The organism is Paenibacillus sp. 1-18 (assembly GCF_000520755.1).
Classification (GTDB): Bacteria; Bacillota; Bacilli; order Paenibacillales; family Paenibacillaceae; genus Paenibacillus; species Paenibacillus brasilensis.
Map to the genome: position 1 here is coordinate 1 of NZ_ASSB01000031.1, position 22806 is coordinate 22806.

At 49.4% G+C, this 22806-nt stretch carries 20 protein-coding genes and 1 pseudogene; 4 read left to right on the plus strand and 17 right to left on the minus strand.

What is annotated here, in order from left to right; genetic code table 11:
* From L693_RS0102135 to L693_RS0102155, 5 genes are all read right to left on the minus strand, one after another.
* Positions 1-280: lasso peptide biosynthesis PqqD family chaperone (locus L693_RS0102135; protein WP_025715854.1), on the minus strand; the 280-nt coding region annotated here is incomplete at its 3' end.
* The gene (locus tag L693_RS0102140) at positions 267-1310 is read right to left on the minus strand and encodes a serine kinase (RefSeq protein WP_025715855.1); all 1044 of its coding nucleotides are present in this window, start codon (positions 1308-1310) and stop codon (positions 267-269) included. The genes L693_RS0102135 and L693_RS0102140, both read right to left, overlap by 14 nt.
* A 146-nt stretch (positions 1311-1456) precedes the next feature.
* On the minus strand, positions 1457-1585 hold the full coding sequence (locus tag L693_RS29735; protein WP_152380779.1) for a paeninodin family lasso peptide: 129 nt from the start codon (positions 1583-1585) through the stop codon (positions 1457-1459).
* A 54-nt stretch (positions 1586-1639) separates the two neighbouring features.
* Positions 1640-3565, minus strand: coding sequence for an asparagine synthase-related protein (locus L693_RS0102150; protein WP_025715856.1), 1926 nt, complete (start codon positions 3563-3565; stop codon positions 1640-1642).
* Complete coding sequence (locus L693_RS0102155) at positions 3562-4848, minus strand: sulfotransferase family protein (RefSeq protein ID WP_025715857.1); 1287 nt, start codon at positions 4846-4848, stop codon at positions 3562-3564. The genes L693_RS0102150 and L693_RS0102155 overlap by 4 nt, the downstream gene beginning before the upstream one ends.
* Positions 4849-5071: 223 nt before the next feature.
* Between L693_RS0102155 and ligD the strand changes: the two genes are divergently transcribed.
* Positions 5072-5974 carry a non-homologous end-joining DNA ligase gene (gene ligD, locus L693_RS0102160; protein ID WP_025715858.1) on the plus strand — a complete coding sequence of 301 codons (903 nt, stop codon included), beginning with the start codon at positions 5072-5074 and terminating at the stop codon, positions 5972-5974.
* 67 nt (positions 5975-6041) lie between these two features.
* Here the strand turns inward: ligD and L693_RS0102165 are convergent, their stop codons facing one another.
* Complete coding sequence (locus tag L693_RS0102165) at positions 6042-6986, minus strand: YitT family protein (RefSeq protein ID WP_025715859.1); 945 nt, start codon at positions 6984-6986, stop codon at positions 6042-6044.
* A gap of 192 nt (positions 6987-7178) precedes the next feature.
* The gene (cls, locus tag L693_RS0102170) at positions 7179-8609 is read right to left on the minus strand and encodes a cardiolipin synthase (RefSeq protein ID WP_025715860.1); all 1431 of its coding nucleotides are present in this window, start codon (positions 8607-8609) and stop codon (positions 7179-7181) included.
* Between the two features lie 124 nt (positions 8610-8733).
* On the opposite strand from cls, the gene L693_RS0102175 reads away from it, so the two are divergent.
* Both L693_RS0102175 and L693_RS0102180 read left to right on the plus strand, forming a co-directional pair.
* On the plus strand, positions 8734-9765 hold the full coding sequence (locus L693_RS0102175) for a M23 family metallopeptidase (RefSeq protein WP_025715861.1): 1032 nt from the start codon (positions 8734-8736) through the stop codon (positions 9763-9765).
* Between the two features lie 19 nt (positions 9766-9784).
* Positions 9785-10246: a bactofilin family protein gene (locus tag L693_RS0102180; protein ID WP_025715862.1), complete on the plus strand. Its 462-nt coding sequence runs from the start codon at positions 9785-9787 to the stop codon at positions 10244-10246.
* A 39-nt stretch (positions 10247-10285) separates the two neighbouring features.
* Here the strand turns inward: L693_RS0102180 and L693_RS0102185 are convergent, their stop codons facing one another.
* The 8 genes and pseudogenes from L693_RS0102185 to L693_RS0102225 form a co-directional block, all read right to left on the minus strand.
* Positions 10286-11371, minus strand: coding sequence for an AI-2E family transporter (locus tag L693_RS0102185; RefSeq protein ID WP_025715863.1), 1086 nt, complete (start codon positions 11369-11371; stop codon positions 10286-10288).
* A 206-nt stretch (positions 11372-11577) separates the two neighbouring features.
* Positions 11578-12360, minus strand: coding sequence for an ABC transporter permease (locus tag L693_RS0102190; protein ID WP_025715864.1), 783 nt, complete (start codon positions 12358-12360; stop codon positions 11578-11580).
* Positions 12353-13273, minus strand: a complete 921-nt coding sequence (locus L693_RS0102195) for an ABC transporter ATP-binding protein (RefSeq protein WP_025715865.1) — start codon at positions 13271-13273, stop codon at positions 12353-12355. Before L693_RS0102195 ends, L693_RS0102190 begins: the two co-directional genes overlap by 8 nt.
* A gap of 434 nt (positions 13274-13707) precedes the next feature.
* Positions 13708-14685 carry an LCP family glycopolymer transferase gene (locus L693_RS0102205; protein WP_025715866.1) on the minus strand — a complete coding sequence of 326 codons (978 nt, stop codon included), beginning with the start codon at positions 14683-14685 and terminating at the stop codon, positions 13708-13710.
* Positions 14686-14699: 14 nt separating this feature from the next.
* Positions 14700-16040 (minus strand): UDP-glucose dehydrogenase family protein, encoded by a 1341-nt coding sequence (locus L693_RS0102210; protein ID WP_025715867.1) that lies wholly within the window; start codon positions 16038-16040, stop codon positions 14700-14702.
* A gap of 51 nt (positions 16041-16091) precedes the next feature.
* Positions 16092-16904, minus strand: a complete 813-nt coding sequence (locus tag L693_RS0102215; protein ID WP_049825029.1) for a WecB/TagA/CpsF family glycosyltransferase — start codon at positions 16902-16904, stop codon at positions 16092-16094.
* A complete protein-coding gene (locus tag L693_RS0102220; protein WP_025715869.1) occupies positions 16879-18120 on the minus strand; it encodes a glycosyltransferase family 4 protein in 1242 nt (413 codons plus the stop codon). Before L693_RS0102220 ends, L693_RS0102215 begins: the two co-directional genes overlap by 26 nt.
* Positions 18117-19366 (minus strand): annotated as a pseudogene (locus L693_RS0102225) (glycosyltransferase family 4 protein). Before L693_RS0102225 ends, L693_RS0102220 begins: the two are co-directional and overlap by 4 nt.
* A gap of 454 nt (positions 19367-19820) precedes the next feature.
* Here L693_RS0102225 and L693_RS31865 point away from each other — a divergent pair.
* On the plus strand, positions 19821-19952 hold the full coding sequence (locus tag L693_RS31865; RefSeq protein WP_269320815.1) for a hypothetical protein: 132 nt from the start codon (positions 19821-19823) through the stop codon (positions 19950-19952).
* A gap of 163 nt (positions 19953-20115) precedes the next feature.
* Here L693_RS31865 and L693_RS0102230 read toward each other — a convergent pair whose 3' ends face one another.
* Positions 20116-21384 (minus strand): hypothetical protein, encoded by a 1269-nt coding sequence (locus L693_RS0102230; protein WP_025715870.1) that lies wholly within the window; start codon positions 21382-21384, stop codon positions 20116-20118.
* Positions 21371-22714: a flippase gene (locus L693_RS0102235; protein ID WP_025715871.1), complete on the minus strand. Its 1344-nt coding sequence runs from the start codon at positions 22712-22714 to the stop codon at positions 21371-21373. Before L693_RS0102235 ends, L693_RS0102230 begins: the two co-directional genes overlap by 14 nt.
* Positions 22715-22806: the final 92 nt, after the last annotated feature.

Consider the following 22806-nt stretch of genomic DNA (forward strand, 5'->3'; position numbering starts at 1 on the left):
TTAGCAGTCCTTCCCGTTCCAGCTCAGCCACAAAGGCGTGTACCTGCTGCCTGCACTGCTCCTCGTCCACCTCATACTCATCCGTCAGGACAGCTACGATCTCTCCGAGTGAAGGACTAGTTTCCGCCAACTCCCAGATTCGCCCTCCTGTAAAGCCCAGATTATAATATTTTCCAGTGTTGATGCTCATCATAACCTTTTCTCCGTCCATATCACTGACATAGACCTCTTCACCGTACATGACGCGGTAGTGGTCCTTGGCTGAATTAATGGCTGCCATAGCTATTTTCCTCCTTATGAAGGATATCAAGTATCCGTTGTACCATCTCGGACGCGGTAAAATCCGAGCTGCTTCGGAGCAGCCGCCAGCCCTCCACTCTTCGAGCCATCCGGACCGCCGTTCCAAAATACCATTCACCCAAACCCATTCGCGGAATGGTTCCCCTACGATATGTATGCAATAGTAATGTATGCAAGCACTCCAGTACGTTCAAGGGCTGCTCCATAACCGCGGTTAGCTCACCCTCGCACAGAAACTTACGGTTCGAAGCCTCTGTCACAAGCTCGAATACGCCCCCCAGGGGAAGCGGTTCGTTATAGAATTCGTCTCCCGTGGGTACAGCATATTTATTCAATTCACCTGCAATCTTACGCAGATCCCCATATTGTGGCATCGCAGGATTGCCGTGAGTTAGAACAAACATGTGCTTTTGGGAGCGTACACGCTTATGTCCTTGTAAAGCCTCCAGTTGAAGCAGGCTGTCGAGCCCCAGCTTCTGCTGCGGATAAGCCGGATAAACAATAGGCTCGGATGCCGTAGCTTTTACTGCAATAACATCATCGCTGACCATCTGATAGCCTGCCTGTCTAAAAGCAGCAGCCAATGTCGATTTTCCCGTACCGGATTCGCCCACAAAGGCATAGGCCTTGTCCCTGATGACTACCGCGCTTCCATGAATCGGCAATATCCGTCTTTGCATCAGAAGAACGCCCATGCATGTACCCAGCACAAACAACCGCACAGTCTCCAGATCGGCCCCGGAGTGAATGCATACCTCAATCTCTTTGCCTTCCCTGACGGCATATATGGCCGTGCCGGGTATTTGAAACATAAAGCGTTCGCCCTGCATCACAAAATTGGTCTGCTCAAGCCGATCACTCCATGCTGTCAAATCTGCCTGACGAATGACCACATCCTCTATCGCTCCCCGTGCTGACTGTACCAGCTCAGGTAGTTTCAGTTCACTCCCAATTCGGAGCCCAAAGGCTGTATATTGGGCCCAACCGACACTTATACTCCTGTCATGCACGATAGGACTCACTCCCTCTGCCTTTTAAAAAGTCCCGTCTTTATTTCCTTGAGCAGCACATTTAGCCCAAAAGAAATAAAGACGGCTCGTAATAGGTCTATCTTTATGACTCCCGGCCCGCATGGGCTACAAATGTATGATCTCTGTTAGCTTGGATTATAAAGATCGGCATCGAAGTCGGACACCCAATCAATATTTTTCCAGCCTTTACCTGCCATGGTCTGGTTAATATCCAGTACCTCTATCGTTGGTTCCTGCCATTCTTTTTTGCTCATCTTATCACCTCCTCTCCAACAAATGCTGAACGATCCGACGGGATCACATCAAAATCAATTGGATCTACAAAGAAAACGGTACACGATCAAACTGTGCATCAGCAGTCGTATATTGGGGTCCGACGCCTGATCGGGGCGAGGATGGCGGAGTTTCGACATGGCCGTCTTAATAAATTCTATATTGAGATATTCGGCGGCTCGTAAATCAGAACACATTAATTGAAGCTCCCCCATAAACGCATCCCAGCAAGGAATCATACGGTGGAGCCAATCTGCCGGCTGCACGCCGCGCACACGCTGATTCAACCGAACATCGTCAGGCAGATGATCCTGCATAGCTTTACGAATAAGCGCCCGGTCCCGGCCGTTTTGCACATATTGCTCAAAAGGTACAGATAAGCAAAAGCGAATCACTCGGCTGTCTCCAGTCGGATCACGTTCCCACAAGCCATAGCGCAAAGAAAGTTTGGTCGCGACTACACCATTTTTGTTGGCAATCGCCAGATTCGAAAATTTTTCTTTTCTCGTCTGGTCGGCATTCTTCATCCAGCCTGTTCCGCTTAATACCGGAACATCTTCTACATGCATCCGTTTGGCAAACTCCGGGTGAATCAGCAAAGGAACCGGAGTTCGTTGGCCACGAAATAGCGATGCACGGGAATCGAGCGAAGCCGCCTTTTTCAGCATCATGGGCAATAGACGAGACATACGTCTTCCGGTCAGCCTGCTGTAGTGCCACAAGCCCCGAAAGGATTGCAGCCAGTGCATACGGCGAAACTGATGGGCATAATAGTCCAGTGCAGGGCCCCATGAAACGGTAAAATTACCTCTTGCCCCGGTCAGCAATACACCGACATTGTGTTCCTGTGCTTTTTCATAAAAACCTCTGATCCAGAAGGAATTTTCAAAATATTTGTAGGGAGCCTCCATAAGTTCCAGCCAAATATCAATTTCCGAAAACGGGCTTTTCCCTTCAAAATCCATATAATGTTCGTGAATGTTGCCTACATAGCGAGCCGTAGACTGAATATAGCTTCGTTCGTTCGCCAGCAATGAAGGCGATGTCCAATCCTTAAAATCCTGAACAGGTACATAGCTGTATGCGTACAGCGGCTTTTGCTGCAAATGCAGCGATGGTGCGGCAATGCTGGCAACCGCTCCGGAATCCAGTCCCCCGCTCAAGGCCGCTCCTACGGCGCGATGCGTTCGTAATCGGGCAGTGACCGCCTGTGAGAACACCTCGCGGAATGCTTCTATGTATTCGCCTCCCGATTTGAGCCGCAGCGGCTCTACCTCATCCAGACTTACATATTTATGGAGAGTCCGCTTTCCCTCCTCCATAGTGAACCAATGTGCGGGAGGCAGCTGGTTAATATGCTTGTAGGCAGTCGTACCGATATCGACGGATTCCTGCATGGCGCGGATGGACAGAAACTCGGCCAACCACGGTTCATGCAGTTCTCTCCGCAGAGAGGTTAAGGCCAAGAGCGGAGCTACAACTGTGCTGAATGCAAAGGCTCGCTCATGTTGATAGGTATACAGCGTACGGCTTCCCGTCATATCTCGTGCGCCGTATAGCCGTTGCCGCTTGCCATCCCAAATGACAAAGGCAAAATCACCTATTAAATATTGAGGCGTGTTCACCCCCCATTTGTCATATACCAGTAGAATCAGCTCGCTATCCGTGATTTCCTGCCGCCGTTCCTGTCTGACTCCCAGCCGCTCAAACAGCTCGGAACGATTGTCCAGAATCGCATCCGCGGTGATAGCCAGCTCTCGCTGCTCATCATAAAAGGGAAGACGCTCATGGACAGATTCCGGGGTCACATGCTGGGCATGACAGCCTAAAAAAATGGAGTCTTCACACCAGGCACACACGCGGTCCGCGGGATATTTTCGCAGGGCTTGCATCATTTTACCGCCTTCTTCGGCGCTTACGGGCTCATGACCAAAGCTGTAGATTCCGGCAATTGCACTCACGTTCTCCCCCCTTTATCTTTTCCTATACTTGATAACGCTATAGACGCCCAGCGGCCCAGCTTACGGGCAAACAGGCCGCGAGATCGAAGACCTTGATTGCTGTCTTGATAGGCTTGGAGCTGAGCGATAAGACGCTTACGCTCCTCATAACTATGGGTCAGCCTGTTTTCCAGCGCTTGAATCCGTCGCTCATTCACGATCCGTTCCATATCCATCCTTGCAGGATCATGAGGGGCCACATAATGTCCTTCATTCACTATATTTATTTCGCTTTTCGTAAATCCCCTGTTATCCGCATCCTGTTCATCCAGCATTCGATAAGCAGTTTTCCATTCAAATCCGCTTTGCTGGAGAAACTGGTGAGTACGTCGACTAAACAGCTCCACGTCGGCCTCATCCTCAAAGCGTACTCCAGCAATCTGCTCAGCCTGCTCCAGCGCTTCCGTGTAGCCAAGCTGCCTAAATATACGAGATCCGATGCTTCTGCAATACAACTCAATTTCCTCTTTACTCAACAGATGTTGCCAGCTATGTACCGAATCCTGATGCGGCTGTACATGCTCCCCAACGAATGGATCACCCGCTCCCATGCTATAAAACAAACTGGATTTGGGAGTATCCGCAAAGTTTCCGTAATTTTCCATTCCTGATTCATATTCGATCCCCAAAAAACCGCAAAGCTTCTCGATCTCCAGCGCCGGATTGGATACGAGCTGCTCATACATAAGCGGGTATGCAAGTGGATGAGGTGTGGCAAAATAATGGGCGTAACGGAGCAGACCAACGGTAATATCCGTCATTTTCATATTAAAATGGGGGCTTTTCAGCTCCTCCAGCAAACGAAAACGCCCACCTCGTAGCTGATTGACTTTTTTGAATGAAGCGGCAATAGCCAAGGGATTGCGAATAAGCCACACCCTGCGGGCTGCCGGAAACAAACGGTCTATAAATTCCAGCACCGCATAGTAACGCGGAGATTTGTCGATGAGCATATCTGCTGTTGTGCCTTGAAGCAGACCATTATAGATTTCAAGCGCATACGAACGGGAGGCCTGCTCCAATACAGGTGGAGGAACCATACCTTTAAAAAATTGCCGAATAATTCCTGTTCCTCCATAGGGTCGTGTATGGGACTGAGGAAGATCATGCAGACTGAGCAAAAACCACATTTCCTGGGTGGCAAACAGGCGTGAATGGTTTTGCAAAATAGTGGTAAGCAGCGAGCTTCCGCTCCGTGGGACACTCAGCAGAAATATCAGGCCCCCACCTTGCTTTTCAATCAAGAATACTCCTCCTCTAGCTCTGACTCAAGACACTTTAATAGATACACTTCGTATTTTTATTATAAATTTATGATACATAATGTATCTTGTCAATCCCTTTGATGGATAAATTGTGTACCTGACGCTCATCCTAATCCATAAGTACATCTTGTTCAAACGATAGCGGTCGCCACATGTAACTTTTCAGCTCAGCTTATTTGGAATAAAGAAGGAGCGTAGCCCTATGGGACAAGCTGTTAAAGGTACGATTACCATTGAAGGTCAGGAAATTCCCATCACCAACCCGAATAAACCGCTGTGGCCGGAAGCCGGTGTGACCAAAGCGTTATATCTTCGCAAGCTTGCAGTATTGGCACCTTTCCTGCTCAAATATTGTCAGCATCGCTTGCTGACCGTCATCCGCTGGCCACATGGCATTCACGGGAAATTTTTTTATCAGAAAAATGCTCCACAGCCTCGGCCAGATTATATTGAAACCACGTTGCATGACGATATTGAATATATCGTGCTTAACAAGCTGCCACAATTGCTATGGCTCGGCAACCAAGCTGCGCTGGAATTTCACCCCTCCCTGCATCAAGCAGGAAGCCATTTGCCCTGTGAATGGATGATTGATCTGGACCCGTCCAGAGAAGTGGAGCCACGCATAACGGAGGCTGCCTCCATCGTTGGTGAAGTGCTGGCTTCGCTTGGTTTGGAATCGGTCCCCAAAACATCCGGAGCCACCGGAGTGCAAATTATCGTCCCGATTCGAACAGGCGTAACCTTCCACGAGCTTCGCAGCATCGGACTGCTGGTCGGACAATTTGTGACGGAAAAACACCCTCATCTATTCACTCTGGAACGGTTAAAAAAGGAGCGTGGAACAGCCATCTATTTTGATTATTTACAGCATTATCAGGGTAAAACGCTGGCTGCTCCCTATACCCCTCGGGCTCGCCCCGGTGCGACTGTATCTACTCCACTTACATGGGATGAGGTACGGCGGGATGTATCACCACTTGATTACCATTTGTTGAATATTGAGGAACGACTAAATCAGATAGGCGACTTGATCGGCAAGGTTCCTCCACAGCCTGTCGAGGATATTCTAAAGCATATGCGTGCCAAGGCTCATCCAACCTGATTTCCGCCTATGCAAAAAAGGGGGACAACCCCCGCAGCCATAATAGCTGAGAAATTGTCCCCTTGAGCTAGTGTATTCCTTTTTTCTTAAAGCGTCCGCCCTTCACATCGTGAATGTTGCCAATCGCCACAAAAGCGTGGGGATCCCAGTCTTCAACGATGTTCTTCAGCTTCGCTTCCTCTAGACGAGTAATAACGACGAAAATGACTTTCTTGCTTTCGCCTGTAAAGCCGCCTTCACCTTCCAGATAGGTTACGCCCCGTCCAAGACGGTCTGTCAGGGCATCCCCGATATCGCGGTACTTTTCACTAATAATCCAGACCGATTTGGACTGATCCAGACCTTCAATCGTTATATCAATCATTTTCATGGCAATATAATAAGCAATCATGGAATAGAGGGCATTCGGCCAGCCGAATACAAAGCCTGCACTGCCCAGAATGAAGATGTTAACGAACAGTACGATCTCACCGACCGAGAAAGGAGTTTTTTCACTGACGAGAATAGCTACGATCTCTGTTCCATCCAGCGAGCCGCCGGACCGAATCACAAGCCCGACCCCAACGCCGAGAATAACACCGCCAAAGATAGCGCCGAGCAGCGGTTCGCCAGGAGTCAACGCACTTACATTGTGAAGTAATGCGGTTCCGATGGACATTACAATAATGCCGAATAATGTGGATAAAGCGAAGGTTTTACCGATTTGTTTGTAGCCGATAACCAGAAATGGAAGGTTCAACAGGGTCAGGAAAATACCGAGCGGGTAGCCAGTAAGCTTGGAGGCCATAATGGAGATGCCTGTAACGCCTCCGTCAATAACGCCGTTGGGAACCAGGAATATTTCCAGGCCCACCGCCATCAGAGCCGCACCAACCACAATCATGGCTGCACGCTGCAACAGGCGTTTTGCTTTGTTCTTCGGATTAGCTGGAATTTTGCTGATCTTGGTCAACTCTCCGGTCACATCTGTGATCTCAGATACATTTTGGACTTCTTTGCTTACTACACTCATATATAAATCCCCCCGTTACAGTATGATAATATTGGACAAAAAAGGGGCTGCATCCGCAGTCCCCTCTTCTTTACCGCGCTATTTATATAAATAGTATATCATAAAATTGTGATTTTGCGTAAGAAAGTTAGTAAAAAGCACATAAATCTCAATAAAGAGGGATTTTATTGATAAAAACGGCGAAAATCGACTTTAAAGGAGTGGAGAGAGCATGCGAGCTAGAATTTCAGCTGTTTTCTGCGCTCGCGACCGTCTGCGGAATACATTTAAATCTATGCGTGAGGAGTTGGAAATGTCCTCTTCAAAATCGGTCGAAAGACGTTCCAGCGCTGAATGCGCAAAGAGTACAGCAGTCAGCTCAAAATTATAGAAAAAGCTGCGCATGTCCATATTGGCAGTCCCGACCGAGCCGAGTAAGTCATCCACAATCACCACTTTGGCGTGAATAAATCCTTTTCGATAGTGGTAGAACTCCACCCCCGCTTCCAGCAGTTCCTGCACATAGGACAGAGACGCCAGATGAACCAGCTTCGAATCCGATTGATATGGAATAATAATCTTCACATCCACATCGCTAACCGCTGCCAGCTTAAGCGCCTCATAAATAGCCGGATCAGGAATAAAATACGGTGTCGCAATCCAGATCCGCTCCTTGGCAACCGACAGCGCTCCAAAGCACATCTCCTGAATCGTATCCCATACCTGATCGGGACCGCTGCTCAATATCTGCACCTCCTCATCCCCTGAACAGGTATGCGGCGGAAACAAATTTGCATCCATCAGCCTCTCCCCCGAGGCCAGCTTCCAGTCGCTCAAAAATACATTTTGCAGAAAATAGACGCTATCTCCTTCAATCTGCAAATGCGTATCCCTCCAAAATCCTACCTTAGGATATTTACCGAGATAATCGTCGCCTACATTGATTCCGCCCACAAATCCTATGATTCCATCCACCACCAGGATTTTACGGTGATTCCGATAGTTGATCCGGCGATCCAGCGTAGCAAAAAATGGAGGCAGAAAATAATGAAATTCCACTCCCGCCTCGCCACAGGCGCGAATAAAAGAATAGGGCAAATTGTAGCTTCCCACGCCGTCCACCACAAATCGTACTTTTACTCCCTCACGTGCCTTGCGGATCATGACCTCCTGAAACTTTCTTCCGATTTCGTCCGCCCGGAATATGTAAAACTCCACATGAATATGATGCTTCGCCTGCTCCATCGCGGTCAGCATGGCTTCAAAGGTCTCTTCTCCATTGGTCAGAACACGTGTGCGATTGCATCCAGTCAACGGATTTTCAGACATGCGAATCAACTGGTTAAACAGACGCTCCTGATGTCTGAAATGAGGATTACGTATTTGTTCCACCTGCTCAATCACCCTCGATTGAGCCCACAGACGCTCACGGAATTCACGAAACAGCTGTGATCCTGCTTTTCGAATCATTTTGCGCTTCTTATAATCCTGTGCTACGAAGTAGTACACGACAAAGCCAATAAGCGGAAAGCAGAACAAAATAAATAGCCAGGCTACTGCTTTGGAAGGCTTCCGGAATTCAAAGAGCAGGATCGTTCCGGTCTGAAAAATAAAAACGATTAAAACCAACAGCAACCACAGCATGTTTAAGCCTCCTTATATATCTACGTTTTATACCAAGCTCTCCAATTTTTTTGACATGTTTGCCCCTTTAGCTGAATAGATAGTAACCAAGCACTATAGGAGCGATGTCCGGAAAGGAGCGATTATGAAAAAAGGAAGCCTAAATCGCCGGATGACCTTGCTTGTCATTCGGGACGCACAGCAACCACCCAAGCAGCTGCAATGCTCTACAGCCGCTGTCATTCTCGTCCCGACCCTTGTGATCGCGTCTATCTCTACACTCGTGATCGGGCTGCAAATCCGTTCTTCCCATATTATTTCCCAAATGGAAACGAATCTTGCTGTCCAGAGTTTGCAGATGGAGGTTACGGTAGCAGACAAGGATGCAGCCATCGGGCGACTACGACGCGAGGTCATGGAGCTGACGAATCAAGCGACTAGTATTCGTGAACGCCTCCAGCGCATAACGGAATTGGAACAGCAAATGCAGCAATTTATTCGTAAACACGGAAATTCCTCTAGCGCAAGCAGCAATAAATCAACCATAACTCCGCTCTCCTGGGATGCCTCCAACCATACCGGGGGCGAACTCATTGCAGTTCATGAAAATACAGCCCTGCTTGCTCGTCAGGCCATGGATGATTTTCAGGAGATCGAATCCCTGCTGGACACGGTGGAACGCACGGTTCCCCGCTCTATTCAGCAGGCGAATACCGTTCAACAGAATCTGGAGCGCAAACAAGCTGCGCAACTGCTTCAGACCCGCAGGCTGGCTCTTGCCGAGCAAGGGAAGCCCTCCGTTTGGCCTGTAGGCTCACGCCGAATGTCCTCCAGCTTCGGCTATCGCAGCGATCCATTTACGGGCAGATCGGCTTTCCATTCAGGCGTGGACATCGCCGGACAAACAGGTGATCCCGTCTATGCGGCGGGGGCAGGTACCGTACTGGAGGCCAATTCCAGCGGAGCCCGCGGCAATCGCATTATCATCCAGCATCCTGACGGACTCCAGAGCTGGTATATGCACCTGAGCGGAATGCAGGTGGCTCCGGGGGATCGTGTCCAAAAAGGACAGACCATCGGGCTGCTGGGAAGCACCGGAAGAAGTACGGGGCCTCATCTTCATTTCCAGATCGTCAAGCATAACCAGCCTGTCGATCCATTACTGTATGTACAATAAAAGATTGGGGGAAACCATCATGTTCAAGGAATCGAAAAAAAAGCTCTCCGCCCCTGTAACAGATACGCTGCTGGCTAACGGCACCAGCTTTGAAGGTACTGTTGAGGCAGAGGCCAATATTCGGATTGACGGCCAGTTTCAAGGTGATATCTGCAGCTCTCGTACCGTCATCATTGGAGAAACCGCTGTTGTGCGTTCAGACATCATGGCACGGGACGTCGTTCTTGCCGGGAAGGTATTCGGCAGCATCACCACAGAGGAACGGCTGACCATTACGCCGACAGGTGAACTATACGGGAATGCGGCGGCGGCCGCATTAGTCATTTTAGAAGGCGGCGTTCTGGACGGCACATGTCAAATGAACCGCACGAAGGATGCTGAGCCATTGACCTCGGCGAACGATTCGAACAACGAATCCTTAACCCATTCCGACAATAGTCAGGAAAACAACCAAGCCCCCCTGCAATCAGAAGCGGGATAACAGCTGGCTGCATGCCTTAAAAAAATCCCTATCCGCTACTTATTCCATTATATCCTCCACTCTGCGCTCCAAAAATAAATGGTATACCTTGCGTATGACAATTTTAGCGCACATATACAGCGGAATGACCAGAATAATACCCAGTACACCGAGCAGGTCACCACCAACCAGCAGCAAAATGACAACAGTCAACGGATGAATATCCAACTGCTTGCCAAAAACTATAGGAGACAGCCAATTATCCTGAATTTGCTGGGCAGCGATGACAACGACCAATGACCAGAGCGCCATGGAAGGCGATTCGAGAAATCCAATCACAAGCACAGGTATGGAAGCCGCCACTGCTCCCACATAGGGAATAAAATTAAGAAAAATCGAAATAATGGCGAGCAGCAAGGCATAAGGCAAGCCAATCATCAGAAATCCAAGGAACATCATCACACCCAATGCGACATTGATCAGCACCCGACTGACGATAAAGCTGCTGAGCGCGCTGTCAATATCCTCCATAACCTCCAGTGCATCCTTGTGATATTTTTTAGGAAAGAAGTTTAGCATTTTAGGACTAAATTTGCTCCCTTCCTTCAGCATGTAATAAAGCAAAATCGGAAAGGTAACCAACACGATAAAAAAGTAGGACACGAATGATACCAGCTTGACCGAATAATCGGACAGAGCAGATAAGGCTTCGTTAAACGTATCCGACAGTCGTGACAGCGGGTCTTCACCCGGAGGCAGCACTTGCCTCAAGGATTGATTATGCCGCCATTGGCTCAATTGATCAACCAGACTTTTAATGAGCTTCGGCGCATTTTCAAATAAATTGGTTACCTGTTCCCGCAGCGTAGGCCACACCCCCCAGGAGAAAATAAACAGCAGCATGGCAATGACCAAATAAATCAGTAATATGGAGATGGGGCGCTTGATTTTTCTCCGTTCCATTATATCCACTATGGGTCTCAATAAATAATAGAAGAAGAAGGACAGCATCAATGGTACGATTAGCAAGCTGACCAGGGACACGATGGGACTAAATATAAAGCTTACTTTGGTGCCTAAATAAATGATGAGTAGCAGCATAACAATGCCTGTAGTCAAACGAAAAAAACGATTATTTTGCAGCATGTCGCGGGCCCCCTCTAATCTGTTTCTCTCTACCCTTTTAAACGCAAAACGACCCTACTGATTGATCCTGGCTGAAAATAGATTAAATAGCGTTAACATAGAAAAAAGGACGTCCAAATGGCAGGCATTTGAACGTCCTTTTTGTGATTTCAGCATTTTGCGAAAATTATGATGTTATGAAAACCGGAACCTCTCAGGTCACGGATTTAGGTTGAAACATCCCGTTTTATGAAAACCACCCAGGCAATGGCTATAAATACCACATAATAAGCGGCCAGCACAGTTAGGGAAAAGGTAAGACCAGAGCTAACCGTCCCCGGCGGCATATCAAGATATTTTTTCAGATCCATATGTGTAAAAAGTACGTATTGGGTCCATGCAAAACGATCGGTGTTAAACAAGCCAATAGAGTTATAGACTGTTTTGGTAAACATCATGAACAGCGACAGCCCAATCGCCAAGGCGCTGGAACGGAAAACAGCGGACAGCATAAAGGCAAAGGCCATCGTCACAAATAAAGCGATATAGCTATACAAGAAGTTCAACGTAACGTAAGATAACGGATCACTAAACAGCGGAACAGAACCTGCTGGTGCATCCTTGGATAACATCAGCCAAGAGGACAGTGTAACCATTAAGATCAAAATGATCGTTCCAAGCAAACTGAACAAAATAACGGATATATACTTGGACAACAGTATTTTGCTGCGCGTCCAGGGTCGGATGAGCAGCAGCTTAATCGTTCCCCAAGTAAATTCACCGGCTACCGAATCAGCAGCTACAATAACCGTAAACGTCGTATTGAGGAAAAATGTAAACAACGTCGTCAACGCAATCCCATCCCACACACTGACCTGATCCGAAACCAGGGAAATCAGCATCGGAATCCCGGCAGTGATGACCGCCAGCAGTCCCAGCATAATCCATGTGCGCACACGCAGGTAAATTTTCAGATTTTCATTATGTACCAGCTTGAAGAAATCAGCCAATGGACCCGCCTCCCGTCACTTCCAAAAATTGATCTTCCAGCGTATGGGCAACCGGGCGAATCGCATATACTTTAACTCCGTTTGCTGCCAGCAGGCTGTTCATCTCTGCGATCTGTTCCCGCTCCAGGTGAAGCAGCAGTTGATTGCCTTCGACGCGCCCTGCCCCGGCAAGTGTATAGGCTTGCTTAGCATCATTTACTTCAAAAGCAATTTCAGTCGTTTGTACTTCTCCATCAGCGCTCTTCAACTGCTTGATGTCAACCAGCCGCCCACTCTGAATAATGGCTACACGGTCACACATCAGCTCCATTTCGGACAACAAGTGACTCGATACAAATACGGCAATTCCCTCGGTCCGGCTCAATTGACGCAAATAATCCCGCAATTCGCGAATACCTTGCGGGTCCAGACCATTGGTCGGCTCGTCCAGCACGAGCAGCTTCGGTCGATGCAAAATTGCCTGAGCTACCCCGAGGCGCTGCCGCATCCCGAGCGAGTAGGTTTTGACTTTATCGTGAATCCGGTTTTCAAGTCCTACCAAGCGTATCGCCTCATCCACGCGCTTTTGGGTTACCCCCGGAGACATTCGTGCAAAATGCTGCAAATTTTGATAGCCTGTCAAAAACTTGTACATCTCTGGATTTTCAACAATCGCACCGACATGAGAAATAGCCTTTTCAAAATCCGTGTTTATGCTGTCTCCACAAATATGAATATCGCCCTTGCTTATCGAAATCAGACCCACCATCATGCGGATCGTGGTCGTTTTTCCCGCACCGTTGGGTCCGAGGAAACCAAATACCTGTCCCGCCGGAACCTCCAGCGTCAGATCGTCCACAATCGCTTTCGAGGAAATGATTTTACTCACACCCTCCATCCGTATGACGGGAACCTGTCCTGTCGTTTGCTGCATGCTATGAAACTCCTTCCATCCGGAGTGAAGCCCAACGCTTTTTACTGTTCATTTCCGGTTTTGGAAGTATTGTACCATATTTATTCTTTCGGAAACACCTTGTCACGGCTATTCCTTTTCCTTGTATATCCAAAGCACCCGCCACTCCTCACCTTCCTGCGTCACATAACAGGGCTGTACAATATCAAAAGTGCCGAATCGGGTCTTGTAATGCTGGGTGACCTTAATACGATAGGCCTTTTCTACCCCTTCTCCATCCTGATCTGTACGAATATCATATTCAGCCTGCGGCTCTCCTTCTAAATAACACCGATTGTCCCTCCCTCTGTTGGACGATCTGCTGGATACTCTACAGATGTATGTGGGACAAGCTGAGTTTAGAAGACAATAACAGGTCCACTCCTTAAAGTGCACCCGCCTTGGACTTAGCTTGCTTAAGGTGATACGGCCGTGGTGAGCAGATGCTTCTCCAGTAGGTCATGAATACGCTGACGTTCGTGATTATCCACGATATAATAATACACTCCATTGATTTTACTTCCGTGCCCCTTCAGCTCGACCGTATCTGTCTGCTTGAGGGACGGGCCGATCCGGGTCAGAAAGGTTGTCATATCATCAAAGGTCATATCCGTACGTATTTGTTCTCCCGCTGCCTCCAGGATCGGTTTTGCCTTCAATAATCCTTCCTTGCTAACTGACTGTGCAAGAATCTGCTTGAGCAGCTCACGCTGACGGGCGTTTCTCCCGAGATCCCCACGCGGATCATCAAAACGCATACGAGCATAGGCCAACGCTTCCGTTCCATTCAATTTCAGATTCCCCTGTGCAAAATGATGGCCCTCATACTGAAAATCAAGTGGATTATGAACCGTGACACCCCCTACCAGATCCACCAATTTCGCAAACCCTTCCATGTTCACCTGTACATAGTAATCTATCGGATGGTTCAAAAAATGCTCTACTGTATGAATCGACATATCCACTCCGCCAAAAGCAAAAGCGTGATTGATTTTGTCCTCACGTCCCCTGCCGATCAGCTCTGTTCGCGTATCACGCGGAATGTTGAACATCAGCATAGAGCCTGCCGCCGGATTTACGGACAGAACGATCATGGTATCCGAGCGGCCCGAATCATGAGGACGCCGATCTACGCCCAGCACCAGCACGGTGAACGGCTTGAACTGGGAAATGGCTGCAGGATTGGGTGCACTCAGTCCTATGTCTATACCTCCTGAGCGCCCTGCTCCGCCTGTCGCAACAGCAGAGATCACCCCTGGCTGCGCAATGCTGCGCGGATGATACATCGCATTGGCCGCCGTTTTAAAGGAATGATACATATAAGCGGTGTAGGCAGCAGCACCCACGAACAACAACGCCGCAGCACCCAATATTATTTTCAGCCATCGTTTCATACGGAGCCTCCCCTTTACGGATTCACTACGGACCGCTGATAATCTACATCCATCTTGTTCAATTGCGGCCTGCCGACCGAATAATAGGCAAAGGCTGACTTCCTGATCTGCTCTTCACTGTACACATTGCGTCCGTCGATCATAATAGGATGCCTCATCAGCTCGTTCAGCTCACCGAGCCCCACCTCACCAAACTCCTCCCACTCTGTCAACAGGCACAGTGCGTCGCAGCCCTCTGCCGCTTCCCGTGCGCTATCCGCCCACGTTACTTCCGAGCTGTCCAGCAGTTTGCGGAAGTTAGCCGTAGCGATCGGATCATATGCACGAATTTGCGCCCCTGCCTCCAGCAGCGACTGCATAATATCCAGCGCCGGGGCATCTCTTACGTCATCTGTATTCGGTTTAAATGCCAGCCCCCATATGCCGACCGTTGCTCCTTCCAGATCACCCAGCACTTCTTCCAGCTTGCGAATCACATTAAAGCGCTGCCCCTGATTCACTTCCACCACGGATTTCAGCAGTTTGAATTCATAGTCTACATTGCCGGCAATTTGGATCAGCGCTTGTGTATCCTTGGGAAAACAAGAGCCGCCATAGCCAATACCCGCTGACAAAAATGAGGAACCGATCCGCTGATCCAGCCCCATGCCGTGTGCCACGCGTGTAACATCTGCGCCCACTTTTTCGCAAATGTTTGCAATCTCATTAATAAACGAAATTTTGGTCGCCAAAAAAGCATTCGACGCGTACTTGATCATTTCCGCCGAACGGATATCTGTAGTTAGGATATTGGTGGTGAGCGGCTCGTGCAGCGCAGTCAGCACTGCGGCCACATGCGGGTCGGAAGCTCCGATGACGATGCGATCCGGCTGCAGCGTGTCTATGACTGCCGAGCCTTCACGCAAAAATTCAGGCACCGAGGCTATACCAAAGGGATAGCTCGTGCGACTCGCAATCCAATTTTGAATACGCTCGTTTGTTCCGACAGGCACCGTGCTTTTGGTAACAATCACCTTATAGCCATTCATGGCATCTGCCACTTCACAGGCAGCTCCTTCAATATAGGACAGATTGGCTTCACCGTTCGGCAGTGAAGGTGTACCGACCGCCAAAATAACAATCTCCGCGTCCTTCACCGCAGCGGATGTATCTGTTGTAAAGCTCAGTCGGCCCTGCTCGACATTATCTTTAATTAGGGCCTTTAATCCCGGTTCATAAATCGGCACTCCCCCTGTACGCAGCAGCCGAATCTTGTCCTCATTCTGATCAATACAGACGACGGTATTGCCGAGTGCAGCAAAACAGACCCCCGACACCAGTCCGACATACCCTGCCCCGATTACACATAACTTCAAAGCAATTCCCCCTTTACATGCTGTCTCATTAACTTCCTGCTTTGTCCGGCTTCACTTCTCTATGCCTCTCCCTGAATGCTGATTATGATAGAGCGTGAGCTGTTTATTTTGCCGATAGGATTTGAGAAAACGATAGATATACACCGGATTGTTATAGGCGTATCTCTTCCATAAACGCTTTGGCTCACAGATCAGACGGTATAGCCATTCCAATCCCAGCCTTTGTATCATTAGCGGCGGTCTGCGAACCTTTCCAGTAATATAGTCAAAGGCTGCTCCTACCCCGATCATCACACCACGAACGCGATCCTTGTTGCGATACATCCATATTTCCTGCTTTGGACAGCCCAAGCTGACGAATATGATATGCGCGCCTGACGCATTGATTTCATGAATGACCCGTTCCTCCTCATCCGGCTGAAGCTCCCGAAATGGCGGTGAAAAGCTGCCTGCGATACGGATTCCAGGGTAATCCTGCTTCATCCTTTCCTTTAAGCTATCCAGCGTATCCGGCGTACTGCCGTAAAAATATACGCTCACCTCCATCTGTGGCGCACGCTCGCACAGCTTGAGCATCAGACTGGGACCATCCACCCGATCCTGACGCTCAAATCCGTACAGCTTTAGCGCCCATACCAGCGGCATACCATCCGGGGTACATAAATCTGCATGAGTGAGCGCTTCGTAGAACTCAGACTGATTCCCCGCCGTGACAATCGAATGCGTGTTGCAAATACAGACATAGCTATTCTTTCGTCCGACTGCCCATTGCTCCAGCGTGTGCACCGTCTCCTGAAACGTAAGCGCCGCGATTTCTGCGTCCGCGATCCTTCCAACTCTATACTGAGGCAGCTGCTTCATCATTACGCTCCTCCATAGCTTCGCTATATATTGCCATCAACTGCTTAACATTCACTTCCTCCGTATAGCGTGCAGTATATATGCCCGACACCTTCTGTCTCATCGCTGCATAGTTTTCATAGGCTACTGCACGGCGAATCACGGTTTTTATATTTTCCAGATCATCATGTTGAAAATGGAAACCCGTCACGCCATCCTCCACCACTTCCTCCAGTGCGCCGATCCGGCTGCACAGCACCGGAGTTCCGACCGAATAGGACTCTACAATCGTCATGGGAAAGCCTTCATACCAAATGGATGGCACCATGACATACATGGCCCGACTCATGCAATCCAGCACCGTGTCTCCGTCCTGCTTGCCGAGAAACCGAATATCCTCCTGCGGGTAAGCGGCGGCCAGTTCAGCCTTTTCCGGGCCGTCCCCAATGATGACCAGTCTCAATCCACCCCGATCTCCCAGCTCTGACCAGGCTTGCAGCAGATTGCGCACCCCTTTTTCCCGTGAGATCCGCCCTACAAACAACAGATAACGATCATTAGGGTCATACTTGGCTTCCACTGTTTTAGGGTGGATAAAATTCGGCTTGACTGCGATGCGGTCCAGCGGAATGCCGCTTTCTGCAAATTTGTCCCGTGCAAACTCCGTCAGCGCAATGTAGCGACTTACCTTGTGCTGCCATGTACCGATCAACTCGTTGAACTTAATCATCGCCGCCACCGGAATCGTCTGAAGCTGCGAGCCCCGGTAGCATCCATGACGGATAGAGTGCAGCAGGGTGCCATGCAGGCATTTTTCACAAACCTCATTCCCACGCATAAAGGTTGCCGCCGGACAAATCAGCCTGTAATTATGCAGCGTCTGAACAACCGGTATCCCCAGTCGTTCACAGGCATGATAGACCGAAGGAGAAATGACCGGAAAAAAATTGTGCACATGCACTACATCCGGCTTTACCTGCAACAGCAGCTTTTTGATTTTTTTGAACTCCGGCAGGGACCATGCCGCCTCCACTGCCAGCTTTGCCATATTCGCCAGCCCTTTGCTCTGAATGTTGTCGTTATGCACATAATAATGCTCTGTCTCTATGCCTCTGGAGCGCAGCATGGCCGACTCTTGCTCAACAACCTTGTCTTCTCCCCCGCTTTGCTGATAAAAGTTGTGTATGATTAGCACCTTGCTCACAGGAGGATTCATTCGTCTGCTGACCTGTTCACTCACGTAGTTGCCCCTCTTTCCTGCGTTGATTCAGGGGACGTCCAGAATCCATCGGCTTCACCGGCTGATGGCTTAATATTTCATCCGCAATCCGGTCCCACGACATACGCTCAACGGTAAGAAACGCCTGCTCAGCCATGCTTCGTCTCAGCTCAGTGTTGTCCAGCAAAGCAGATATTCGGCCAGCCCATTCCTCTTCAGAAAAGCTCCTCAGCATCACACCGCTCACTCCGTCCTCAATCAAGGTAACCGAACCACCGTTCACGGAAGAAATAATCGGGACGCGAAACAGCATGCTTTCCAGCAGTACCATCCCAAAAATGTCGTAGTGGGTCGGAAATAGCATGAGGTCAGCCGCACCGTAAATCTGCCACAGATGACGCTGCTCGACTCTTGAAAAATGCAAAATGCTGTCCGTCAGCCCCAGCTCATGTGCATAGGTCCAGTAGCGATTTGTATCCGCCTTCCGTCCATCCCCGACGATTAACAAAAGGCAATCGGGATGCTTTTGGAGTACCTGTTTGAACATGCTCAGCATAAAACGTATATTTCTTCGTTCCTCCAGTACACCGACGTACAGCAGCACAGGGCGATTCCCGATTCGTCTCAGCTCATCCGCGACCTCGCGGTTTTCATCATGTTCGACGCTTCCGTCGTGGTCACTATTCTCATGGTTGGCACTATTGAACGCTCTCTCTACTTGGCTGCGATCCAGTTTGCTGCGATCCAGTCCGACCCCAATCGCAACCACGTTGTCAAAGCCTTTATTCTCCAGATAATGCTTGGCGAGATCGGATTTGGCGTAGATACGGCGAACAGACCTTGCTACCTTCGGCAGCATTAATGCATCGTACAGCTTGCGGATCAGTGCATGTGTATGATCCCGATATGGGCCGTGATACAGCACCAGCTTCTCGGGACATTTGCGGGAAAGCAGATAGGTCATCATCTGGTTGTATTCTGTGGTGATAACCAAATCATAAGCAGCCAAAAACGAATCCTTGAGGACATCCCGATAGATGCTGTTGCTCAGGAACTTAAGTCCGTGAAGCCAGATGATGCGCAAGGTGCAGTCTCCATGACGGTAGACCTGTTCCAGACGGGTTTCCTTGTGATCGTTGTAGTAGACAATATCGCAATCGTAGCCTTTACGAACGAGCGCTTTACCCAAGCCGACTTCCTGCAGATTGTATGAGGCTCCGTTCACCTTGCTGGCAAAGTTGCGAAGATATAATATTTTTTGAATCATGATCAGGCTCCTGCCATTACATATTGGGTGAGTTATGGTGTGCGGGGTGAGGGAGCTACGTGGAGGGATCATTCTTCCGATCGCTGTTACCCCCGGATTTCATCTGATTATATAGACCCTTTAAAGGGTAAAATCCGGGGATAAAGGGGAACGCTATCGCTTCTTCAGAACGATTCCATTCACTCCGCTGCTGACCGCCGTATCCATAAAGTCACCCTATTTTTAAAAAGGGAACGCTGGGCATGAAGTGCCCCGCTGCGCGGGTGGCGGGCAGATGTGCGCGGGTATTGACTGCGCCGAACGGCTTGCGAGCTTGCCATAACCCTTACCAAGCTCACAAGCCAGCATGGCATACTATCGCCGGGCTAACCACGAGATCTTAACTATGCTGGATTGTTGCCTACCGGGAGTGCTATTCATCAAGCTCTGTCCCCTTGACAGAGAACTGTGCTGAGTGTTCACTACGCCGGCATTGCATGCCCGGCGAGAAATTCGCGGCGATAGGGCGCAGCTATCGCCGGACGGCTCTTCCCTTCCCCCACCCTATGGGCTGGGGGAAATTCTTTTTGGCGGCGGTGGGACGTAGCGGAGGGTAGGATTTGAATCTGTAGAAGCGGCAGCATTCGCCTTTGACGAGGGATTCCGCCCTCTTACAGGGCCTATTCAATCCAGGGAATCCCTCGTCAACAGTGATCGGAAGATCAAATCCGTCCCGCAGCGGGCTTCCATCCACAATAGTCGATCCAAGATCAAATCCGTCCCGAAGCAGCCTCCCCTCTCCAAACCGAATGTTCCCCCTGCCGCTGCTTTTCCTCCATCATCTGCATTTGGAAGTGGTCTGCCCCTTTTAGCTGAGCGGCTGCCATATCCGCCACCAAAGTCACGCTCGCTTCCATCGGCACAAAGCGATATTTGTAGGCCGTTAGCCGATGATCCGTTTCGTGAAATAAAATATCCTGCGCATAATTGCCCCAACGATCCTTGGGCATCAGATCAATCGTCATACCGGCATGTGCAGAGGGCAGCAGCATATTGGAGCCGTGAATGCCAATAACCAATCGGCTGGCTGCATATACCTGGCATACTCGCAGCTCGCTTTCGCGGTCAAAACGTGCAACACGCTCGTCGGCAATCCATGCCGGGAAGCGTCCGGTACGCCCTAGTCCGGCGACTGTAAATAGATGATCGGGAAAGGATTCCCGCAGTCTGCGGAACAACCGGATGATTTTACTGCGCTGATGATAAATCAGCGGCTTCAATCCACGCTTGAGCTGCGGAAATTTCTGCACCGCCCTTGCAATATGATGGCTGCCGCTCCACAAGCGGTCTTCCCTCCACACGAAGGTAATGCGCGGCTCCGACTCACGCTCCTCGTCATAGCGCGGAATCCCCGTAAACTGCTCAATATCAAACTGATTGGGATGTGAATACGCCGGGCTGACATATACCTCTTCAAATCGCATCAGTTCCTCAATCATTCGATGATGCAGCACAGGATGAAAATTTCGTGCCTTGCTGAACGGCACATCGACCGTCCAGATTTCCGCCACATAAGCAGGCACCATCCACTCCAGCGGCTTTTGCACAATGACGATGATCCCCAGTTCCGGCGATTGTTCGTATTCTCGCTGCACATTGAGCAGCTTGAGCAAAGCATGACCATACAAATAATCCACCGTGTTGACGATAATTACGCGCTCGAAAGCCTTCATTTTATAGACGGTCATGCCGACCATTAAATCATAGGAAGGATTCATCAACGATTGCCGCAAAGGCTCTCCGAGCCATTTTCTCGACTTCGCCTCACCGGTCAGGATATAATCCGGCATTTCCACTCGATAAGGTGAATATGTAGCATGACCGACTCGCATATCCTCGATATACTCACGTCCACAGCCCTCACAGCAAGTGCTGACACATACGTGGATTCCCTGCCACAGTACCTCTCCACCGCGTACCTGACCTCCACAATGCGGGCACTGGCCCTCATGACGAACAAACGGTTTAATGGGTATCATGATCGTTCTCTCCAACTTTCGGTACTGTAATATGAACACGCCAGAAGGTCAGAATCGACTTCATCATCCAACCCAGATTGGCTTTGACCTCTTTAAACAACAGATCCAATAGAAATACAGATAATGTAAAAGACAAAATCGTCGCCACGAGCGACCCTCGCACACCAAGCAACGGGATCAGCGCATAATTGAAAGCTATATTCGTGACCGCGCCCACCAGCGAGGTCAGCAGCGTGTATTTGAACAAATTTTCATTGGTAATATACAAGCTTTTGGCAACACTGAAATTGGTAAAAAACAGACGAATCGCAAACAGGGACAGCAGTGAGCCTGCTTCGGTGAATTCCCTCCCGTAGAGCACAATTACTACCCATTGGGATAAAAAAAATAGCGGGACCGAGGTCACGAGAAAACAGATAAACATCAGCCGATATACATTAGACAATGTCTGTCTGTATTCGTCGTTTCCTTTCAGCTTGGAACGGGTCACCACCGGTGCATAGGCCGTCGTAAGAACGACCGGAATAAAGCCCAGCACTTCGATAAGTCGGAGCGCAACAGAGTATTGTCCGACTGCCGCATTTCCCAACAGTTCACCGATAATGACCTGATCAATCCGTGCCTGTACATATACAGCTGAAGATGACAAAATAAGCGGCCAGCTATGACTCATGATCCGCCGGGCTATGGTCAGGCGGAACGTCCACATGTTCATACGCTGTCCTTCCTTTCGGAAGAAATACAGCAGCAGCAGGCTCCCCAGCAGGAACTCGCCGTGAGCGCACAGCGCCACCACCCAAATCGGAACACCGGTTAACAACAAAATGATTTTGGCGGTCGAGCTGAGGACAAAGGCTGTATTTTTGGCAATGACCGTATATTTGGACAACATCTGCGCCCGGAACCAGTAGTCGATGATATCAAACAGCTGAAACACCGAGGCCGTGGCCAGGATCAGATTGATCAACCGCACCGAGCTGTCTTCTGGTCTGAGTAGTGAAATGAAGGAATAGGAAAGTACGATGGCTACCAGAGTGCCCAATAGCTTCAGCAGAACCGCCGTACCCAGCAGCTCGTGCTCATCCTTGGGATCTTTAACGAGATCACGTACCAATATGGAATCAAAACCAAGTGTCGTGAAAATCAGGAACATCCCAAAAAAGGATTCCGCATAATTCCACTTCCCAAGCTCCTCCGGTCCCAGCACTCTCGCCATGATGATGCTGACCGCCAGCCCGAACACCATGCGAATCATTTTGTCACCGAACAGCCAGGATGTATTCACCAGCAAACTTCTGCGCGGTTTGGCGCGGTTTTTGACTAATGTCATAAGTTTTACTCCATCTTGAAAATTAACTCTTGAAAAATTAACTCTTGAAAAATAACTATGCGTACGGTTTTACAGCATGCCTACTTGTCGAT

Coding starts and splice junctions, on each gene's coding strand:
- L693_RS29735 (WP_152380779.1), bottom strand. CDS start 1,585: ATGAGCAAAAAAGAATGGCAGGAACCAACGATAGAGGTACTGGATATT.
- ligD (WP_025715858.1), top strand. CDS start 5,072: ATGGGACAAGCTGTTAAAGGTACGATTACCATTGAAGGTCAGGAAATT.
- L693_RS0102165 (WP_025715859.1), bottom strand. CDS start 6,986: ATGAGTGTAGTAAGCAAAGAAGTCCAAAATGTATCTGAGATCACAGAT.
- cls (WP_025715860.1), bottom strand. CDS start 8,609: ATGCTGTGGTTGCTGTTGGTTTTAATCGTTTTTATTTTTCAGACCGGA.
- L693_RS0102175 (WP_025715861.1), top strand. CDS start 8,734: ATGAAAAAAGGAAGCCTAAATCGCCGGATGACCTTGCTTGTCATTCGG.
- L693_RS0102180 (WP_025715862.1), top strand. CDS start 9,785: ATGTTCAAGGAATCGAAAAAAAAGCTCTCCGCCCCTGTAACAGATACG.
- L693_RS0102185 (WP_025715863.1), bottom strand. CDS start 11,371: ATGCTGCAAAATAATCGTTTTTTTCGTTTGACTACAGGCATTGTTATG.
- L693_RS0102195 (WP_025715865.1), bottom strand. CDS start 13,273: ATGCAGCAAACGACAGGACAGGTTCCCGTCATACGGATGGAGGGTGTG.
- L693_RS0102205 (WP_025715866.1), bottom strand. CDS start 14,685: ATGAAACGATGGCTGAAAATAATATTGGGTGCTGCGGCGTTGTTGTTC.
- L693_RS0102215 (WP_049825029.1), bottom strand. CDS start 16,904: ATGATGAAGCAGCTGCCTCAGTATAGAGTTGGAAGGATCGCGGACGCA.
- L693_RS0102230 (WP_025715870.1), bottom strand. CDS start 21,384: ATGATACCCATTAAACCGTTTGTTCGTCATGAGGGCCAGTGCCCGCAT.
- L693_RS0102235 (WP_025715871.1), bottom strand. CDS start 22,714: ATGACATTAGTCAAAAACCGCGCCAAACCGCGCAGAAGTTTGCTGGTG.